Below are 17046 nucleotides of genomic sequence, written 5' to 3'. Positions count from 1 at the left end.
CTGTGCGGCATGAAAGGTTGAAGCGAATAGGGCGGGAAGGGCGGGAAGGGCGGGACAGGCGGGAAAGGCTGCACACGCGGCGCGCCGGGAGGGGCGCGCCGCCGGCTGGCTTACTTGAACGCGATGTCCAGGCCCTTGTAGGCAGCCGCGCCAAAGATGCCGTGGGCGCGCATCGGCTTCATGCGCACGCCGCCCACCAGGTACAACGAGTCGTGGTACAGCGGGATCCACGCGGCGCCGTCCGAGATCTTGGTCAAGGCCTTGGACAGGATGGCGTCGCCTTGCTTGGGGTCCAGCGCCTGGCTGCCTTCGGCCAGCCAGGTGTCGGTGTCGGCGTCCTTCCAGTTCATACGGTTGGGCGTGGGGATGCTGGTGGACAGGAAGTAGCTGTTCAGCGCTTCGCCCGTGCTCATGTAGCCGAAGCTCATGCTGAATTCATCGAATTCCTGCGTGGCCAGCTTGCCCCAGGCCGACGTCGAATCAAACAACTGCACGCGCAGGTCGACGCCGACTTTCTTCATGTCGCCTTGCACGGCCTCCATGATGTCTTTCCAGTAGCCGGTGATGCCGTAGTGCAGCAGTGACAGCTTCTGGCCGTCTTTGTAGCGAAAGCCGTCGGACTGCTTCTTCCAGCCGGCTTCATCCAGCAGCTTGTTGGCGGCGGCGGGATCGTAGCGGTAGGCGTCGTTGCTGCCTGCGGGCGTGTCGGTGGCCAGCATGCTGGTGGCGGGCTGCGCCTCGCCGAAAGTAATGGCTTCGGTCAGCGCCTTGCGGTTGATGGCCAGGTTGATGGCGCGGCGCACGTTCACGTCCGTCAGCATCGGCTTGTCGATCTTGAAACCCAGGAAGAAGGTCCAGTAGAAGGGGTCGGCGCGGCTCACGAACAAGCGCTTGTCGGCCTTCAGGTCCTTGATGGCCCATTGCGGCAGGTAGCGCGACAAATCGGCCTGGCCGCTTTGCAGTGCGGTCAGGCGGGTGCTTTCCTCGGGCACGATCTTCCAGATGATCTTGTCGACCTTGGGCGTTGGGTCTTTATAGATCGACGGGCCCCAGTTGTAGCCGGCATGCTTGGTCAGAACGACTTCGTTGCGCGGCGACCAGCTTTGAAAGCAGTAGGGGCCGGTGCCGTCAAAGGCCTTGACCCCGTAGTCCGGGCCCAGTTCCTTGACCTGATCGATATTGATGACCGAGTGCATGTAGTGCGCCATTTGCTGCAGCAGCTCGTTGTAGGGCTTTTTCAGCTTGTAGACCACGGTCACGTCGTCAGGCGCCGTGATGCTGTCGACGGGGCCGGCGCGCCAGCGCTCCAGGCCCTTGGTTTCCGGGTTCAACCAACGTTCGTAGCTGGCCACCACGTCCTTGGCCGTCATCTTCCGGCCGCTGCAGAACGTCACGTTGTCACGCAGCGCGAAGGTGTAGGTCAGGCCATCGGGCGACACCGTCCAGCTCTTGGCCAGCGCCGGCACCGGCGTCTTCATGTCGTAGTCCAGGCCCACCATGGTGTCGGCGGCCATGAACAGCACTTCCGCCGCGCCGCGCGCGGTGGTGCGGTGCGGGTCGTACTTGTCGGTGTCCAGTTCGCGCAGGATCAGCACGGTCTTGTCGGTTTGGGCGACGGCGTGCGTGGGCGCGGCCAGCAGGCAGGTCAGAGCCAGCGGCGCGACGGCCAGGCCTTTGATGAGCTTCATGGTGGTGTTTCCCCGGTTGTGGTGTGTTGTTTGGTCAGGCGCAATGTCAGAAACGCAGCTTGGGATCCAGCGCATCGCGCAGGCTGTCGCCCAGCAGGTTGAAGGCCAGCACGATGAAGAAAATCGTCATCGTCGGAATGGTGGAAATGTGCGGGAAGATCTGTAGGAACTTGCGCCCGTCGGCGGCCATGCTGCCCAGTTCGGCGAAGGGCGGCTGCGGACCCAGGCCCAGGAACGACAGCACCGAACCCAGCAGGATGGTGTGGCCCAGTTGCAGCGTCGCGTAGATCATCAGCATGGACGAGCAGTTCGGCAGCAGGTAGCGCGTGATCAGGTAGAAATTGCCAAAGCCCATGGCATGGCCGGCTTCCATGTATTCCTGCTTCATCACCACCATGGCGGACCCCCGCGCAATGCGGGCCATGCCGGGGATGGCGGACACGCCCAGCGCCAGCACCATCGCCAGCGTGCCCGGGCCCAGCAGCGCCGACAGGCTCAGGCCGAACAGGATGGCGGGAAACGACAGCAGCACGTCGACCACGCGCATGATCACGCCTTCCAGCGGCCGGTAGTAGGCCGCCAGGATGCCCAGGATGGCGCCGATACCCGAGCCGCCGATCACCGCCAACACACTCAGCATCAGGGTGGCGCGAATGCCGTAGATGATGCGGGACAGGATGTCGCGGCCCTGCACGTCGGTGCCCAGCAGATACGTGATGCCGTCGGAAGACATCCAGCCCGGCGTCTTGCGCGCGATCGACATGTTGGTGGAGTACGGGTCGTGCGGCGCCAGCCACGGTGCGAACAGCGCCGTCAGCACGATGGCGATCACCGCCAGCAGCGACAACAGCAGAATGGGGTCGCGGCGCAGTCGGTCGGCAATGCGCGCAAGCGGGGTGGCCATGGCCTGGGGCGGCAAGGCGCCCATGGAAGAAGTGGAACCTGCGCTCATGATTTTTGTCCTCGCGGATCCAGATAGCCGTACAGCAGGTCCACGATCAGGTTGATGATGATGAAGCCCAGCGCCGTCACAAGGATCGCGCCCTGCGCCAGAGGGAAGTCACCGGCAAAGATGGCGCCCACCGCCATGCGTCCCACGCCGGGCCAGGAATAGATCTGCTCGGTGACCACCGCGCCGCCCAGCAGGTTGCCCACTTGCAGGCCCACCAGCGTCACGATAGGCAGCAGCGCGTTGCGCAGCGCATGGCGCAGGACCACGCGGCGTTCGCCCGCGCCCTTGGCGCGCGCGGTGCGCACGTAGTCGCCGCTAAGCGTTTCAATCACGGCAGTGCGTGTAATGCGAGCCACCGGCCCGATCAATACCGAGCCCAGCGTGAGCGCGGGCAGGGCGATGGATTCCAGGCCAGCCAAGGTCCACAACGGACCGTTGCGGCCGATGTAGGGCAGGATGCCCGCGCCGCCCACGTGCTGCACCAGCAGCAGCCCCACCCAGAACACCGGCAGCGACACGCCGATGACCGACAGCGTCATGACAAAGCGATCGATCAATTTGCCGCGCCGATACGCGGCCAGGGTGCCCAGCAGGATCGCCAGCGGGATCGACCAGATCACGCTGGCCAGCATCAGTTCAACGGTGGCCCCGATGGTGCCGCCGATCTCGTCGATTACCGGCACGTTCGAAATCATGGAGCGGCCCAGATCCAGGTGCGCCAGGCGCCACATATAGCCGGTCAACTGCACCAGCAGCGGCTTGTCCAGGCCCAGTTCCTGGCGCACCTGGGCCAATTCGTCGGCGGTGGCGGTCGGGCCGGCGATGACCGCCGCGGGGTCCGCGGGCGCCACTTGCAGCAGCACGAAGCACACCACGATCACGCCCAGCAGAACAGGCAGCGAGATATACAGGCGGTTAAGCAGTTGCCGGATCATGCGCGGGCGGCTCCGGTCGCGGGCTGGCGCAGGCCGGCGCGGCAACCCACCGGGGCGGCTGCGGGGGCGGGGTGTACGGAACTTGGCATAACGACCTCTCTTGATGCGCCCGTGGGCTTGGGGTGGTCGAAGAATGCCAGTGCGCCTGGATGGCGGGGACCCAGGGAAATCCACTATGAAGGCAATTGCGCGCGGCCCGTCCAGGGTGGCGCAAGCGCTTGATATGCCAGGGGATTGTTGAATTTCCCCGCGCGCCGCCAAGCGCATCCAATAACGGGGTGTTATGACGCCTGCGCAAAGATTGATAGACCCCGAAGGCCTGGCCGTCACCCTGGCGGGACGGCGTGCGGGCCGCGCTGCTAGACTGCCTTCGGCCCTTTGATTGATTGACCCTTTTCCGGCACCCCTCCCATGCGCTTTATCGACACCGAACAGACTCGCGGCGCCCTGTCATTCGACGCCGTCATCCCCGCCCTGCGGGAAGCCTTCCGCCAAGGCGCCACCGTGCCCACGCGCCACGTGCACGCCATCCGGTCGGGCGATGCCCAGGGCACCACGCTGATCATGCCGGCCTGGAGCGACCGGGGTTACTTCGGCGTGAAGATCATCAACATCTTTCCCGAGAATACGCACCAGGGCCTGCCCGGCCTGCACGCCACGTACAACCTGTACAGCGCCACGACCGGCGTGCCGATCGCGCAGGTGGACGGCGATATCGTCACCGTCTACCGCACCGCCGGCGCGGCCGCGCTGGGTGCCGACTATCTGGCGCGCAAGGAGGCGAGCACGCTGCTGATCGTGGGCTCGGGCCGCATCGCCGGCCTGCTCGCGCAAGCGATGCGTACGGTGCGCCCGATTCAGCGTGTGTTGGTGTGGAATGTGCGCCAGGCCGGCGCCGATGCGCTGGCCGAAACGCTGCGCGTACAGGGTTTTGACGCCCAGGCCACGTCCGACCTGGAATCCGCCGTGCGCGAGGCCGACATCATCAGTTGCGCCACCCTGTCTACCGTGCCGCTGATCCAGCGCGCCTGGTTGCGCCCGGGCGCGCACCTGGACCTGATCGGCAGCTTCACGCCCCAGATGCGCGAGACCGATACGGCTTGTTTTGATGGCACGTCGGTGTACGTCGATACCGACGAGGCCCCCACCAAATCCGGCGACCTGCTGTCGGCATTCGAGGCCGGCGTGCTGACCCGCGAGGCGATCCAGGGCGACCTGCACCAGCTGACGACCGGCGCCCGCCAGGGCCGGCGCAACGATCAGGAAATCACGGTGTTCAAGGCCGTGGGCAGCGCGCTTGAAGACCTGACGCTGGCGACGCTGGTGTATGAATCAACGAACGCGGGGTGATTGCGGGGTGATTGCGAGGTGATTGCGAGGTGATTGCGAGGTGATTGCGGGCTGTCGCCCGCGATGCCCGCGCATTACGGCACCAGCGACAAGCCCACCCGGAACTGCGATTCGTTGCGCTGGTTGTAGCCCAGCAGCGTTTCGCCGTACCCGTTGAAATACTGCAAGTGCAGATACCCGTTCATATTCAACCACGTGCGTTGCAGCGGCCACGCGAAATCCAGCTGAGTCGTGCGGCGCTTCTGGTCGCCTTGGCGGTACATGGCGGAGACCACCGCGCCGTTGTCCTGCGCCCAACGCAATTGCCAATCCACGTGGCCGGCGTAGTCGGCGTAGTCGCGGTTTTCGTCGGCCACGCCGAAGTAGGCCTTGACCTTGGGGGCGAAGGTCAGCGTGCTGCCGCCATCAAAGCGATAGTGAAAGCGCGGTTCGATGTAGCCGTCGTTGACCGAACGCGAGTCGTCGCCGTCCTTGCCGTTCGAGCTGTGCTCGACCCCGGTGTTCATGCCGAAGCGCCAGTTCTGGTTGGCGGACTGCCAGATGTTGTCCGACAGCCAGAAGGCGCTGGGATTGAACGTGGTGTCGATGAAGGGCATCGAATCGCTTTGCAAATCCCACAGCGAGGTCTGGGTGTAGGCCAGGTAGAAGTTCTGGCCCCAGGTGGCCGGCTGGTCGCCGGCAGGGCTGAACAGGCGGTACTTGGCGCTGATCTGGAAGCGGGCGGTGGTTTGGCCGCGCGTGCCGATGTCGAAGTAGACGGGCTTGTATTCCGAGATGGAACTGCGGAAGCGGTCGAACGCCGTTTGCGGCTGCACGCTGGGCATGACGGCGGCGTCGGGCGCCGGGCCGCCTTCGGGCGAGGCACCGACGGCGGTCACGGCGGCAACCGGTACGGGTTCGCCGCTGCGCGCGTCAACGACGGGGCCTTGGGCGGGGCGGCTGGCGACGGTGCCGGCGTCGCGGCCGGTCGCGTCCAGCGCCATCATGGAAGGTTGGCCTTCAATCGAGACTGCTTGCAGGCCGTGGGCGGTGCTGGGCACGACGGCGGTCCACGCCATGCGCGCAAAGTTGTTGACGGGCACGCTGTAGCTGGCGCGGTCGCCGGCCAGTTTGGCCAGGCTGCGGACAATCTGGCCGTCTTGGCTGCGCCATTGCAGAACCAGTTCCGGCGGGGCTTCCCAGTTGGCGCGCGCGCTGCCTTCGTTGAAGAACACAGCTTCGATGGTGACGGTTTCGCCGGGCGCGGCCGAGGGGCGGTCCAGGCGGTACGACACGCCCGCGGCGGCAGAGCCGGCGGCGCTAAGGGCAACGGCGGCGGTCAGGGCGCGCAGGGCGAAACGGCGATGAGCAAGACGGCGTAAGGGCATGGTTGCGTGTGTTGTTCTTGTGACGAGGCAATGTAGCATCGCGCGCCGCAACTGTTTGTAAGGCAGGCTTATCGGATGTAGGAGGTGTAATAAACAGGCGTTACGCGGCGTGTCGCGGGCAGACATGGCCCATGCAATAAGGCCCCGCGCGTTGCGGACAACGCGCGGGGCCTTGTGCATCAAATCACGCGGGCGGGTTTATTCGCCGAACTTGATGCCTTGCGCCAGCGGCAGGTTGCGCGAGTAGTTGATGGTGTTGGTGGCGCGGCGCATGTAGTTGCGCCAGGCGTCGGAACCGGATTCGCGGCCGCCGCCCGTTTCTTTTTCACCACCGAAGGCGCCGCCGATTTCCGCGCCGGACGTGCCGATGTTGACGTTGGCAATGCCGCAGTCGGAACCGGAGGCCGACAGGAAGGTTTCAGCTTCGCGCAGGTCGTTGGTGAAGATGGCGGACGACAGGCCCTGGGGCACGCCGTTTTGCAGGGCAAGCGCGTCGGAAAATTCCTTGTAGCGCATCACGTACAGGATCGGCGCGAAGGTCTCGTGGCAGACGACGTCGGTCTGGCCGGGCATTTCGGCGATGGCGGGGCGCACGTACCAGGCGTTGGGATAGTCCTTTTCCAGCACGCGTTCGCCGCCGGTGACCTTGCCGCCTTGTTCACGCGCAGCGCGCAGGGCATCTTGCATGGCGTCGAACGAGCCGCGGTCGATCAGCGGGCCGACCAGGTTGCCAGCGTCCAGCGGGTTGCCGATGGTGGCGCTGGCGTAGGCTTTGTGCAGGCGTTGGACCAGGGCGTCGGCCACGCTTTCGTGCACGATCAGGCGGCGGGTGGTGGTGCAGCGCTGGCCGGCGGTGCCGATGGCGCCAAAGACGATGCCGCGCGCGGCCATGTCCAGGTCGGCAGTGGGGCCGACGATGATGGCGTTGTTGCCGCCCAGTTCCAGCAGCACGCGGCCGAAGCGTTGGGCAACGCGCGGGCCGACCTGGCGGCCCATGCGGGTCGAGCCGGTGGCGGACACCAGCGCGACGGCGTGCGAATCGACCAGCGCTTCGCCAACTTCGCGGCCACCGATCAGCACTTCGGACAAGCCGGCGGGGGCGTCGCCAAAACGTTGCATGGCTTGCGCGAACAGGGCTTGGCAGGCCAGGGCGGTCAAGGGCGTTTTTTCAGACGGCTTCCAGACCACGGCGTTGCCGCAGACGATGGCCAGCGCGGCGTTCCAGGACCAGACGGCAACGGGGAAGTTGAAGGCGCTGATGACGCCGATGACGCCCAGCGGGTGCCAGGTTTCCATCATGCGGTGGCCGGGGCGTTCGGACGCGATGGTCAAGCCGTACAACTGGCGCGACAGGCCGACGGCGAAGTCGCAGATGTCGATCATTTCCTGCACTTCGCCTTCGCCTTCGGCCAGGATCTTGCCGGCCTCCAGGCTGACCAGGCGGCCCAGCGCGGTTTTGTTCTGGCGCAGCGTTTCACCCAGCAGGCGGATCAGTTCGCCGCGGCGGGGCGCGGGCACGTCGCGCCAGGCCAGGCTGGCCTGGCGTGCGCGCGTGATGGCGGAATGGGCCTGGGCCACCGTGTGTTCGTGCACCCGGGCCAGCTCAGCGCCGTCGATCGGGCTGCGCGCGGTCAGGGTGCCGCCGGTAAGGGCGTCGGCGGAAAGGCCGAGCGCTTGCAGGATGGTTTGAGGGGTGTCCATGCCGGTTCCTTGGAGTGCCAGCGAAATCAATGCTTCGCTAAGTGGTTATGCGGGTTATGCGGGAAATGCGGGGGTTATGCGGGTTATGCCTAAGTGGCGATTCGGGAAAAAAATTTACTATACGAAACTCCAGCGTGAATTGCGAAACTTTTTTTCTAAACCGGCTTTAGCGTCGTTTGCCCGTTGGCGGTGGGCGCGGGCAATAGAAAAACCCCTCTTCGAGGTGCATCAGTGGCAGACGCTTTACTTGATGTCCAGGCAGTCACCAAGACGTTCCAACGCGACGGGCAGCCCCCGCATCTGGCGCTGGATCACGTGGATTGCCAGTTGAATCGAGGCGAGGTCATGGTAGTCGTCGGGCCGTCCGGCTCCGGTAAAAGCACCTTGCTGCGCACGCTCAATGGTCTGGAAAGTATCGATAGCGGCACGATCCGCGTGGACGGCGTGTCGCTGACCGACCCGGCTACCGACGTGAACCACTGGCGCACCGAAGTGGGCATGGTGTTTCAGCACTTCAACCTGTTCCAACACCGTACTGCGCTGGACAACGTTGCGCTACCCCAGCGCGTGGTGCGTGGCCGCAGCCGCGCCGACGCGGAAAAATATGCGCTTGATCTTCTGGGCCGCGTCGGCATGGCCGACTACGGCCAGCGCTATCCCAGCCAGTTGTCCGGCGGCCAGCAGCAGCGCGTGGCGATTGCGCGCGCCTTGGCCATGGACCCCAAGCTGATGCTGTTCGACGAGGCCACCTCGGCGCTGGACCCCGAAACGGTGGGCGGCATTCTTGAATTGATGCGGCAACTGGCGCGCGACGGCATGACGATGGCGGTGGTGACCCACGAAATGGGTTTCGCGCGCGACGTCGGTGACCGTGCGCTGTTCATGGACGCGGGCCGCATCGTGGAAACGGGTACGCCCGACGAGGTGTTCTGCCATCCCAAGGAGCCGCGCACGCGCGCCTTCCTGGACAAGATCCTGTAGTCCAAGCACAGGCCGGTCCGGCAAATCCGGGCGCTGCCGGCCATGCGGCAACACAACGCTTTGCCCGGAATGACAAGGTTTCATCCACCTCTAGGGGACATTCAAATGTTGAAAATCAAACAATGGCTGGGCGTGGCCAGCGTCGCGTTCGCGGCGGCCACTGTGGCGCTGCCGGCGCAGGCCGACGAGCTGGGCGACATCATCAAGCGCGGCGAATTGCGCGTGGCGGTGCAGACGTCCGGGCCCCTGATGAGCTTCATGGACAAGTCGGGCAACCGCACCGGCCTGGCCGTGGAAGTGGCCAAGCGCATGGCCGACGACCTGGGCGTCAAGCTTGTACTGCAAGACTACGAATGGAAGGGCTTGCTGCCCGCGCTGCTGTCGGGCAAGGCCGACATGGTGGCGGCCGACATGACGCCCACGCCTCAGCGCGCCGCGCAGGTACTGTTTTCGGCGCCGATGTTCTACGCCGAAACGGTTGCCGTCGTGCCCAAGGACTCGCCCTACAAGTCGTACGAAGAACTGGACAAGGCGGGCGTGAACGTCGGCGTGCTGGGCGCCAGCACGTACGCCGAAGTGGGCAAGAAGATGTTGCCCAAGGCCACCATGAAAGAGTTCTCGGGCGGCAGCGCGCCGGTCGGTCAGGCCTTGTCCAGCGGTCGTCTGGACGCCGGCATCATGTCCATGTCCACCGCCAACCAGTTCCTGGTGGACTTCGGCAACTTGCGCGTGCTGGACGGCGTGATGGTGCGCGAACCGTTGGCCTTCGCCGTCGGCCCCAACGCCTTTCGCCTGAAGTTCTGGCTGGATAACTGGCAAACGCTGAAGACCGCCGACAACACGCTGCCCGATCAGGTGAAGTACTGGTATTCCACCGACTGGAAGAAGGACCACTGATCACCGATCACCGATCGATAGCGCGGCACAACAGGGGAGGCCGAAGCGCCCATGGACTGGTTGACTGACTATTACAACTGGCGCATCGTCAGCCAGTACACGGGCGAATTCGCCAGGGGCCTGGGCAACACGCTGATCGCGGCGGGCGCCAGCCTGGTGCTGTCGGTGTTGGCCGGCGTGCCGCTGGCCTTGCTGCACATGTCGCGCCGCGCCGCCGTGTGGCGGCCGGTGGCGGCCTACGTGCAGTTCATCCGGTCCACTCCCTTGCTGGTGCAGATCTACCTGGTCTATTACGCGGTGCCCATGCTGATACCGGGCGCCGGGCGCTGGAGCGAAATGATCCTGGGCATCCTGGCCATGACGCTGCATCACGCCGCCTACATGAGCGAGATCATCCGCGTGGGCATCGAGTCCGTGCCGCGCGGCCAGGTCGAAGGCGCCAAGGCGTGCGGCATGAATTATCAACAGCGGCTGCGCTACGTCGTGCTGCCGCAAGCCTTTGCCAATACGCTGCCGCCCTTGCTGGGGCAGACCGCCGTTCTTATCAAGGACACGTCGTTGCTGTCGCTGATCACGGTGTTTGAACTGGTGGCCGCGGGCGTGCAGATGAACAGTGACCGCATCGTGCCCAGCGAAAGCTTCCTGACGATTGCCGCCGGCTATCTGCTGATCTACGGCGTGATGCTGTTGTTGTCGCGAGGCGTGAGCCTGTGGTTGGCCGGCCCGGCCTGGAACGCGAGGTAAGCATGCTGGATTCCTATCTGTCCACCGCCGGCGTCGTGCTGCCCTTCCTGCTCAAGGGCTTCTGGGAGACGCTGAAGATATCCTTTGTGGCCATCATCGCCGGGTCATTGCTGGGCTTTGTGATTGGTGTGATCCGAAGCTATCACATACGTGTTATCCATCAGCTGCTTGGGCTGTACATCCACGTTCTGCGCGGCACGCCGTTCCTGGTGCAGCTCTACATCTTCTACTTCGTGCTGCCCAGCTCCGGCATCGAGCTGCTGCATTGGGATTCCGGCACCGCCGCGTTCGTGTCGCTGTCGGTGTATACGTCCTGCTATGTTGCCGAAATCGTCATGGGCGCCATCCAGTCCGTGCCGCGCGGCCAGACCGAAGGCGCGATGACGCTGGGCCTGCGGCCCCTGCAAATCCTGCGGCTGGTGGTGTTGCCCCAGGCCATGCGCCTGATCGTGCAACCGATGAGCGGCGTCTACGTCATGCTGATCAAAAGCACCGCCATCCTGTCGGTGGTCGGCATCACCGAACTGACGCGCCAGGGCGAGGTCTTCATCATCACCTTCCCAGCCAAATCGCTATTCATCTACGGCCTGATCGCCGCCATCTACTTCATCTACTGCTACCCGTTGCTGCGCCTGGCCAACTGGCTGGAAAAGCGCCTGACGGGCGGCCTGCAAGGCGCAAGCCTGCACTGACACGGACCCCACCGGTATGGCCTCCGAGTACATCGACACCTATTACAAGCGCACCCTGTCCGGCAGCGATACGCGCTACGCGCCGCTGGCCGGCGTGGCCAGCACCGACGTCTGCGTGGTGGGCGGCGGCTTGGCCGGCTTGTCCACCGCGCTGGAACTGGCCCGGCGTGGGCGCAGCGTTACGTTGCTTGAAGGGCGGCGCATTGCCTGGGGCGCGTCGGGCCGCAACGGCGGCTCGGTGTCGCCCGCGTTCTCTGCCGGCGCCGACGCCATCAAGCGCCATGTGGACGAAGACCATTACCGGCAGCTGTATCGGCTGTCGATGGAAGGCGTGGAGATCATCCGCGACAACATCCGTACGCTGGCCATCGCCGACGCGCACAAGGTCGACGGCCGCCTGCGCGTGGTGCGCTACGAAGCCACCGATGCGCTCCAGCAGTGGTGCGAGGCGCAGCGCCGTGACTTCGGCCGCGACGTGCGTTTTCTGACGCGCGAGCAGGTGCGCGAACGGCTGGTGTCCGACGTCTATCACCAGGGCATTGAAGACCCGTCTTCGTTCCACTTCCATCCGCTCAATTACGCGCGCGCGCTGGCCCGAGAATGCCAGCGCCTGGGCGTGCGCATCCATGAAGATTCCGCGGTCACCGGTTTGGCACTGGAAGGCGCGGTCAAACACATGACGACGGCGCAAGGCCAGGTCGATGCGCGCGCCGTGGTGTTGGCCACCGGCGGCTACACGGGCGATGTCGTGCCGGCGCTGCGGCGCGCCATGTTGCCGATTGCCACCTACATCATGCTGACCGAACCGCTGGGCGACCGTGTCAAGGAAGCCATCCGTAGCACCGCCGCCATCGGCGACGATCGGCGCGCCGGCAACTATTACCGCGTGCTCGATGGCGGGCGCATCGGCTGGGGCAGTAGAATCACCACCCGTGTCGACGACCCGCCCGATCTGGCCGAGTCCTTGCGCCGCGAATTGCTGTCCGTCTACCCGCAGTTAAAAGGCGTGCGCGTTGAAACTGCATGGTCGGGGCGCATGGCCTACGCCCGCCACCTGATGCCGCAAATCGGCCAACTGGCGCCGGACGTGTGGTACTGCACGGCGTTTGGCGGGCACGGCATGAACACCACCTCGATCGGCGGACGCGTCGTGGCCGAAGGGATCACCGGCGACACGCAGCGCTACAAACTGTTCGCACCCTTTGGCCTGGCCTGGAACGGCGGCGGCCTGGGCACGGCGGCGGTTCAACTGACTTATTGGTCTTACCAGGCGCGCGACTGGTGGCGGGAGCGCACTACGCGGGCATGACAAGGTACACAGGATGCAAGGCAACAAACAAAGCGCATTGGCACAACGGCTGCGAGCCCTGCGCCAGGCGCGTGACTGGACCCTGAAGCAGGCGGCGGCGGCCACCGGCGTCGCCGCGTCCACGCTGTCCAAGATAGAAAACAGCCTGCTGTCGCCCACCTATGACAACCTGATCAAGATCGCCGCGGGCCTGGAACTGGACGTGGCCGAACTGTTCACCGCGTCCGACGCCCACATGGGCACCGGCCGCCGCAGCCTCAGCCGCCAGGGCGAGGGCCGCCAATACGAAACCCCGTACTACGACCACCGCCTGCTGTGCACGGCCCTGTCGCACAAGCGCATGATGCCGTTCCACACCCGCGTCAAGGCGCGCTCGTTCGACGAATTCCAGGACTGGAGCCGCCATGGCGGCGAGGAATTCGTCTACGTGCTGGAAGGCGAAGTCCAGCTTTTCACCGAGTTCTACGAGCCGGCCCGTCTGAAATCCGGCGAAAGCTTCTATATAGACAGCCGCATGGGCCACCGCGTCATCAGCCTGAGCCCGGAAGACGCAATCGTGCTGTGGGTGTCGACGCACGCGGACATCGAGGAAGAGTAGGGGCGCCGGCGCGGGAGTAACGGGCCGCCGCAAAGTTTCCCGCAACAAGGTAAAATGCGCCGCCCGGATCTCTTGCCGGGTGTCAAAGAATGCGCGGCAGTAGCTCAGCTGGATAGAGCACGGGCCTTCTAAGCCCGGGGTCGGGGGTTCGAGCCCCTCCTGCCGCGCCAGAATAGTCAGCGAACTCAAGGGCATACCCCTTTCGAAATTCGCTAACAGCTAAATGGACTAATACGCTCGTCTACGGCGTTGCTTTATGGCGCGTGCCGAAAGGGCGGCATACCTCCGCGCCGGGCGCCGCTGCAATAAAAAGCCCGCAAGTCTGCGGGCGGTCGGCGATTCGTATATTCCTGGCGGGTTACGGCAGGGCCAACAGATAGTCCTTGAAATTGGCGATAGCTATGAAAGCGTTGGGTTGACACCCAAACATGTTGTCGCAGGTTGCAGCCATCTTGATGGTGTGAGTACCGTAAGGACCCGGTTCCTTGATGACCGTGTAAGCCAGCTGCGGAGAGTTGCGCGTGGGGCCATAGGTCTGGATCACCGAGCTGGACACGCTCTGGATCTTGTACGCCCCGTTTTGTGCCAGCCAAACCTGGGCACCATCCCATAGCTTCCCGCATTGCTCAGCGCCTTTCTGCTGCGCTACTAACAACTTTCTGTTGATTTTCAAATCGCCAGCCCCGCCCCGTCCACCTCCAGGACCGGCACCCCCGCCCAATCCACCCCATCAAGACACCGCACGTTGACCGCCCAACCGACGAACGCCTGCTTTCCCTGCGCCAGCTCTTGAGCCGTGGGGGCGCTGGGCACTCGAAACGGAAGGATCCCGCAGTGCGGACAAAAGTAGTCCTTTGCGGTCTTTGAGCCCCACTGATAAACGCTCAAATCATCCAGCGGCGTCAACATGCGCAGTGCTGCGGTCGGTACGCGATGAATCAGCGCGCCACGCCGCTTGCAGATCGAGCAATTGCAGTTGCGGACATGGTCCAGGTTCATGTCCACTTCAAAGCGGCACGCGCCGCAATGGCAGGAGCCTTGATAGGTGCGCATAGGGGTCGTCCGCCTAAAAGGAGTGATTCTAGAGGCAGGGATGGCAAGGCGGGGTAGTACGGCCATCGTCAAATAAGCCCATGCTATTCGGCGCAGGCTGGGTTTGCCCTCCACCCCGCCAACACCCGATCACAAACCTCCCCCGCTTGCCCCAGATAATTCGCCGGATCACTCAAGCGATCCAGCTCTTCCTTCCCAAGCAGATCCCGCGTGCCCTCATGCGCCGCCAGCGCTTCCTGCATCGCAACCTTTAGCGTGCAGTTCCTGCGAACCGCCTCCTTGGACGCCCGTTCGACCAATTCATGCGCTTCGAGACGACCCATTCGACCGCCAAGCGCCAGCGCGTACGCTTCGGCCAGAATCAAGCCATTCGTCGCACCAAGATTTCGGGCCATGTTTGCCGGATGCACTTCCAGCCCGTCCAGCAGGCTCGCCAGATGCCGTAATGCGCCGCCCGCCAACGCGCAGATCTGCGGCAGGACGTCCCATTCCGCTTGCCAGCCGCCCAACGCGCGTTCGTGTTCTTGCACCATCGCGGACAGCATGGTGGACACCAGCGGTGGCATGCGGGTGGCGGCGGCGAGGATGGCGGCGCTGCTGACGGGGTTGCGCTTGTGCGGCATGGTGCTGGAGCCGCCGCGCCCCGGGCCGGCGGGTTCGGCTAGCTCGGCGATCTCGGTCTGCGCCATCAGCGACACGTCGCGGGCGATTTTGCCCAGCGTGCCGGTCAGCACGCCCAGTGTTGCCGCCAAGTCGGCCAGGCGGTCGCGATGCGTGTGCCAGGGCATGTCGGGCAGGGCAAGGCCCAGTTCTTCGGCCAGGACGCGCGCAACATCGGGGGCGGCGTTGCCCAGGCTTGCCAGCGTGCCGGCGGCGCCGCCGAATTGCAGCAGGGCGCATTGTTCGGCGTCGTGCCGCAGGCGTTGCCGCGAGCGGGTCAGCGCTTCTAACCAACCGGCCGTCTTGACGCCAAAGGTGGTGGGCAGTGCGTGTTGCAACCACGTGCGGCCGACCATGATCGTGTCGCGATGCGTTGCGGTCAGCCGGGCGCATGCGCGTTGCGCCGCGTCCAGGTCCAGGTCCAGCTGCGCGGCAACCTGTTGCAGTTGCAAGACCAGCGCGGTGTCCAGCACGTCTTGGCTGGTGGCGCCCCAATGCACGAAGCGTGCCGCCTCGGCGTCTGCCTGGCGCACGGCGGCGGTCAGTTGTTTGACGAAGGGGATGGCGATGTTGCCGGCCAGCATGGAGGCGGAAGCGATGGCGTCCAGGTCCAGGATGCTGTTGATGTCTTCGGCATGGCAGACCTTGTGGATGCTGCGCGCCGCGCTGTCGGGGATGACGCCGCAGCGCGCCTGCGCGCGGGCCAGCGCGGCTTGCACCGCCAGCATCCGCCGGATGGTGCCGGGGCCGGAGAACAAGCCCATGATGTCGCGGTCGGAATAGATCTGTTCGGTCAGGCCGGAAAGAATGGTCATGTTGCGTCCGTTGCTGACGCGGTCAGAGGTCGAAGAACACGGTCTCGCCCGCGCCCTGCAAGACGACGTTCCAGCGCAGTACGCCGTTGTCCGACGCCTGCGCGATCAGCGTGCCGCGGCGCGCGGCAGGCGTCTGGCGCAGCACCCAATCCTGTTCATTGGCTTGCGCTTCGTCCGGGAAGTACAGGCGGGTGGACAGATGCTTGAGCAGGCCGCGCATGAACAAGGACACCAGCAGATGAGGCGCTTGCAGCGAGCCGTCGGGCGCCGGCACGCCGCCGGGCTTGATCGTGGTGAAGCGGAACGAGCCGTCTGCTTCCGTGGGCACGCGCCCGAATCCCGTAAAGCCGGCTGGCGCAGCGTTGTCCGCATGGCGTGGATCGTCCGGGTGACGGTACACGCCGCGTGCGTCGGCTTGCCAGATTTCTATCATGCCGTCGGGCACCGGGTTGCCCTGGCCATCGATGATGCGGCCTTCAATGACGACCCGGGGCGCGTCCAGGTCGGGCTGACCCGCCGTCAAGTCCGCACAGTTCAGGCCGGACAGGCCGATGTGCAGGTAGGGGCCGACGGTTTGCGAGGTAGTGGGGTAGAGCATGCGTTACTCCATCGGGGTAGCGTTACGGCCGCGCAGCACGATATCGAAGCGGTAGCCCAGCGCGTAGTCGGGCACGGTGGTTTCCCAGTCCAGCGTGGCGACCAGGCGGGCGCGCGCCTTGGCGTCCGGCACGCATTGAAAGATGGGGTCGAATTCCAGCAGCGGATCGCCGGGGAAATACATCTGCGTGACCAGCCGCGTGGCATAGGCACGGCCGAACAACGAAAAGTGGATGTGCTGCGGGCGCCAGCCGTTGTAATGGTTGCCCCACGGGTAGGCGCCCGGCTTGATGGTTTTGAACTGATAGCGGCCGTGCGCGTCAGTTACCGTTCGGCCTTCGCCGCTGAAGTTCGGGTCCAGGGGTGCGTCGTGTTGATCGCGTTTGTGCAGGTAGCGGCCGGCGGCGTTAGCCTGCCAGATTTCGATCAGCGCATCGGGCACCGGCCGGCCGTTCTCGTCCAGCACGCGGCCGGACACGATGATGCGTTCGCCGATGGCGTCGGCGCTGGCGATGCGCGTCAGGTCGTTGTCGCCCTGCTTGACGAAGGCGGCGCCGAACGCGGGGCCGGTGATTTCGGACAGGGTTTGCGGCACGGCGATCAGCGGCTCATTCGGCGACCGCAGCAACGTGGAACCATAAGCGTCGAAGCGGTAAGCGGGCTGGGTGTTCCAGAACGGACGCCGGTATTGGGCAAGATCGGACATT

General features: G+C 64.9%; 17 protein-coding genes and 1 tRNA gene. 8 read left to right on the top strand and 10 right to left on the bottom strand.

Annotation, left to right across the window (positions count from 1 at the left end):
• Positions 1-110: 110 nt before the first annotated feature.
• From AC0Z35_RS27300 to AC0Z35_RS27290, 3 genes are read right to left on the bottom strand one after another with little or no spacing between them, the layout of a single operon-like run.
• A complete protein-coding gene (locus tag AC0Z35_RS27300) occupies positions 111-1688 on the bottom strand; it encodes an ABC transporter substrate-binding protein (protein WP_485133116.1) in 1578 nt (525 codons plus the stop codon).
• Between the two features lie 46 nt (positions 1689-1734).
• Positions 1735-2640, bottom strand: coding sequence for an ABC transporter permease (locus tag AC0Z35_RS27295; protein WP_319304583.1), 906 nt, complete (start codon positions 2638-2640; stop codon positions 1735-1737).
• A complete protein-coding gene (locus AC0Z35_RS27290; protein WP_104144078.1) occupies positions 2637-3575 on the bottom strand; it encodes an ABC transporter permease in 939 nt (312 codons plus the stop codon). The genes AC0Z35_RS27295 and AC0Z35_RS27290 overlap by 4 nt, the downstream gene beginning before the upstream one ends.
• A 411-nt stretch (positions 3576-3986) precedes the next feature.
• Between AC0Z35_RS27290 and lhpI the strand changes: the two genes are divergently transcribed.
• A complete protein-coding gene (lhpI, locus tag AC0Z35_RS27285; protein WP_485133117.1) occupies positions 3987-4925 on the top strand; it encodes a bifunctional Delta(1)-pyrroline-2-carboxylate/Delta(1)-piperideine-2-carboxylate reductase in 939 nt (312 codons plus the stop codon).
• 74 nt (positions 4926-4999) lie between these two features.
• On the opposite strand, the gene AC0Z35_RS27280 is transcribed toward lhpI, so the two are convergent.
• Together AC0Z35_RS27280 and amaB are read right to left on the bottom strand one after the other, a co-directional pair.
• Positions 5000-6292, bottom strand: a complete 1293-nt coding sequence (locus AC0Z35_RS27280) for a phospholipase A (RefSeq protein ID WP_485133118.1) — start codon at positions 6290-6292, stop codon at positions 5000-5002.
• A 198-nt stretch (positions 6293-6490) separates the two neighbouring features.
• On the bottom strand, positions 6491-7993 hold the full coding sequence (gene amaB, locus AC0Z35_RS27275; protein ID WP_046804859.1) for an L-piperidine-6-carboxylate dehydrogenase: 1503 nt from the start codon (positions 7991-7993) through the stop codon (positions 6491-6493).
• A gap of 231 nt (positions 7994-8224) precedes the next feature.
• Between amaB and AC0Z35_RS27270 the strand changes: the two genes are divergently transcribed.
• The 7 genes from AC0Z35_RS27270 to AC0Z35_RS27240 all read left to right on the top strand — a co-directional run bounded on the left by AC0Z35_RS27270 (position 8225) and on the right by AC0Z35_RS27240 (position 13384).
• Positions 8225-8974, top strand: coding sequence for an amino acid ABC transporter ATP-binding protein (locus AC0Z35_RS27270; protein WP_104144074.1), 750 nt, complete (start codon positions 8225-8227; stop codon positions 8972-8974).
• Positions 8975-9079: 105 nt separating this feature from the next.
• The gene (locus AC0Z35_RS27265; protein ID WP_046804861.1) at positions 9080-9871 is read left to right on the top strand and encodes an ABC transporter substrate-binding protein; all 792 of its coding nucleotides are present in this window, start codon (positions 9080-9082) and stop codon (positions 9869-9871) included.
• A gap of 51 nt (positions 9872-9922) precedes the next feature.
• The gene (locus AC0Z35_RS27260; RefSeq protein WP_046804862.1) at positions 9923-10615 is read left to right on the top strand and encodes an amino acid ABC transporter permease; all 693 of its coding nucleotides are present in this window, start codon (positions 9923-9925) and stop codon (positions 10613-10615) included.
• A gap of 2 nt (positions 10616-10617) precedes the next feature.
• Positions 10618-11307 carry an amino acid ABC transporter permease gene (locus tag AC0Z35_RS27255; protein WP_046804863.1) on the top strand — a complete coding sequence of 230 codons (690 nt, stop codon included), beginning with the start codon at positions 10618-10620 and terminating at the stop codon, positions 11305-11307.
• A gap of 16 nt (positions 11308-11323) precedes the next feature.
• Positions 11324-12616, top strand: coding sequence for an NAD(P)/FAD-dependent oxidoreductase (locus tag AC0Z35_RS27250; RefSeq protein ID WP_485133119.1), 1293 nt, complete (start codon positions 11324-11326; stop codon positions 12614-12616).
• Positions 12617-12629: 13 nt separating this feature from the next.
• Positions 12630-13214, top strand: coding sequence for a helix-turn-helix domain-containing protein (locus AC0Z35_RS27245; RefSeq protein WP_046804865.1), 585 nt, complete (start codon positions 12630-12632; stop codon positions 13212-13214).
• 93 nt (positions 13215-13307) lie between these two features.
• A tRNA-Arg gene (locus tag AC0Z35_RS27240) sits at positions 13308-13384 on the top strand.
• Positions 13385-13572: 188 nt separating this feature from the next.
• Here AC0Z35_RS27240 and AC0Z35_RS27235 read toward each other — a convergent pair.
• The 5 genes from AC0Z35_RS27235 to pcaH form a co-directional block, all read right to left on the bottom strand.
• Complete coding sequence (locus tag AC0Z35_RS27235; protein WP_120156467.1) at positions 13573-13887, bottom strand: hypothetical protein; 315 nt, start codon at positions 13885-13887, stop codon at positions 13573-13575.
• Complete coding sequence (locus AC0Z35_RS27230; protein ID WP_485133120.1) at positions 13884-14267, bottom strand: GFA family protein; 384 nt, start codon at positions 14265-14267, stop codon at positions 13884-13886. The genes AC0Z35_RS27235 and AC0Z35_RS27230 overlap by 4 nt, the downstream gene beginning before the upstream one ends.
• An 83-nt stretch (positions 14268-14350) precedes the next feature.
• Complete coding sequence (locus AC0Z35_RS27225; protein WP_485133121.1) at positions 14351-15742, bottom strand: 3-carboxy-cis,cis-muconate cycloisomerase; 1392 nt, start codon at positions 15740-15742, stop codon at positions 14351-14353.
• A 22-nt stretch (positions 15743-15764) separates the two neighbouring features.
• Positions 15765-16340, bottom strand: coding sequence for a protocatechuate 3,4-dioxygenase subunit alpha (gene pcaG / locus AC0Z35_RS27220; protein WP_219990662.1), 576 nt, complete (start codon positions 16338-16340; stop codon positions 15765-15767).
• A gap of 3 nt (positions 16341-16343) precedes the next feature.
• Positions 16344-17045 carry a protocatechuate 3,4-dioxygenase subunit beta gene (pcaH, locus tag AC0Z35_RS27215; protein WP_046804879.1) on the bottom strand — a complete coding sequence of 234 codons (702 nt, stop codon included), beginning with the start codon at positions 17043-17045 and terminating at the stop codon, positions 16344-16346.
• Between the last annotated feature and the right edge of the window lies 1 nt (position 17046).

The organism is Achromobacter sp. 1L-A-4-B-C2 (assembly GCF_057291955.1).
Note: the sequence above shows the minus strand (reverse complement) of the source record. Positions and strands in the feature narration are given on the sequence as shown.

Coding starts and splice junctions, on each gene's coding strand:
- AC0Z35_RS27300 (WP_485133116.1), bottom strand. CDS start 1,688: ATGAAGCTCATCAAAGGCCTGGCCGTCGCGCCGCTGGCTCTGACCTGC.
- AC0Z35_RS27295 (WP_319304583.1), bottom strand. CDS start 2,640: ATGAGCGCAGGTTCCACTTCTTCCATGGGCGCCTTGCCGCCCCAGGCC.
- AC0Z35_RS27290 (WP_104144078.1), bottom strand. CDS start 3,575: ATGATCCGGCAACTGCTTAACCGCCTGTATATCTCGCTGCCTGTTCTG.
- lhpI (WP_485133117.1), top strand. CDS start 3,987: ATGCGCTTTATCGACACCGAACAGACTCGCGGCGCCCTGTCATTCGAC.
- AC0Z35_RS27280 (WP_485133118.1), bottom strand. CDS start 6,292: ATGCCCTTACGCCGTCTTGCTCATCGCCGTTTCGCCCTGCGCGCCCTG.
- amaB (WP_046804859.1), bottom strand. CDS start 7,993: ATGGACACCCCTCAAACCATCCTGCAAGCGCTCGGCCTTTCCGCCGAC.
- AC0Z35_RS27265 (WP_046804861.1), top strand. CDS start 9,080: ATGTTGAAAATCAAACAATGGCTGGGCGTGGCCAGCGTCGCGTTCGCG.
- AC0Z35_RS27260 (WP_046804862.1), top strand. CDS start 9,923: ATGGACTGGTTGACTGACTATTACAACTGGCGCATCGTCAGCCAGTAC.
- AC0Z35_RS27255 (WP_046804863.1), top strand. CDS start 10,618: ATGCTGGATTCCTATCTGTCCACCGCCGGCGTCGTGCTGCCCTTCCTG.
- AC0Z35_RS27250 (WP_485133119.1), top strand. CDS start 11,324: ATGGCCTCCGAGTACATCGACACCTATTACAAGCGCACCCTGTCCGGC.
- AC0Z35_RS27245 (WP_046804865.1), top strand. CDS start 12,630: ATGCAAGGCAACAAACAAAGCGCATTGGCACAACGGCTGCGAGCCCTG.
- AC0Z35_RS27230 (WP_485133120.1), bottom strand. CDS start 14,267: ATGCGCACCTATCAAGGCTCCTGCCATTGCGGCGCGTGCCGCTTTGAA.
- AC0Z35_RS27225 (WP_485133121.1), bottom strand. CDS start 15,742: ATGACCATTCTTTCCGGCCTGACCGAACAGATCTATTCCGACCGCGAC.
- pcaG (WP_219990662.1), bottom strand. CDS start 16,340: ATGCTCTACCCCACTACCTCGCAAACCGTCGGCCCCTACCTGCACATC.
- pcaH (WP_046804879.1), bottom strand. CDS start 17,045: ATGTCCGATCTTGCCCAATACCGGCGTCCGTTCTGGAACACCCAGCCC.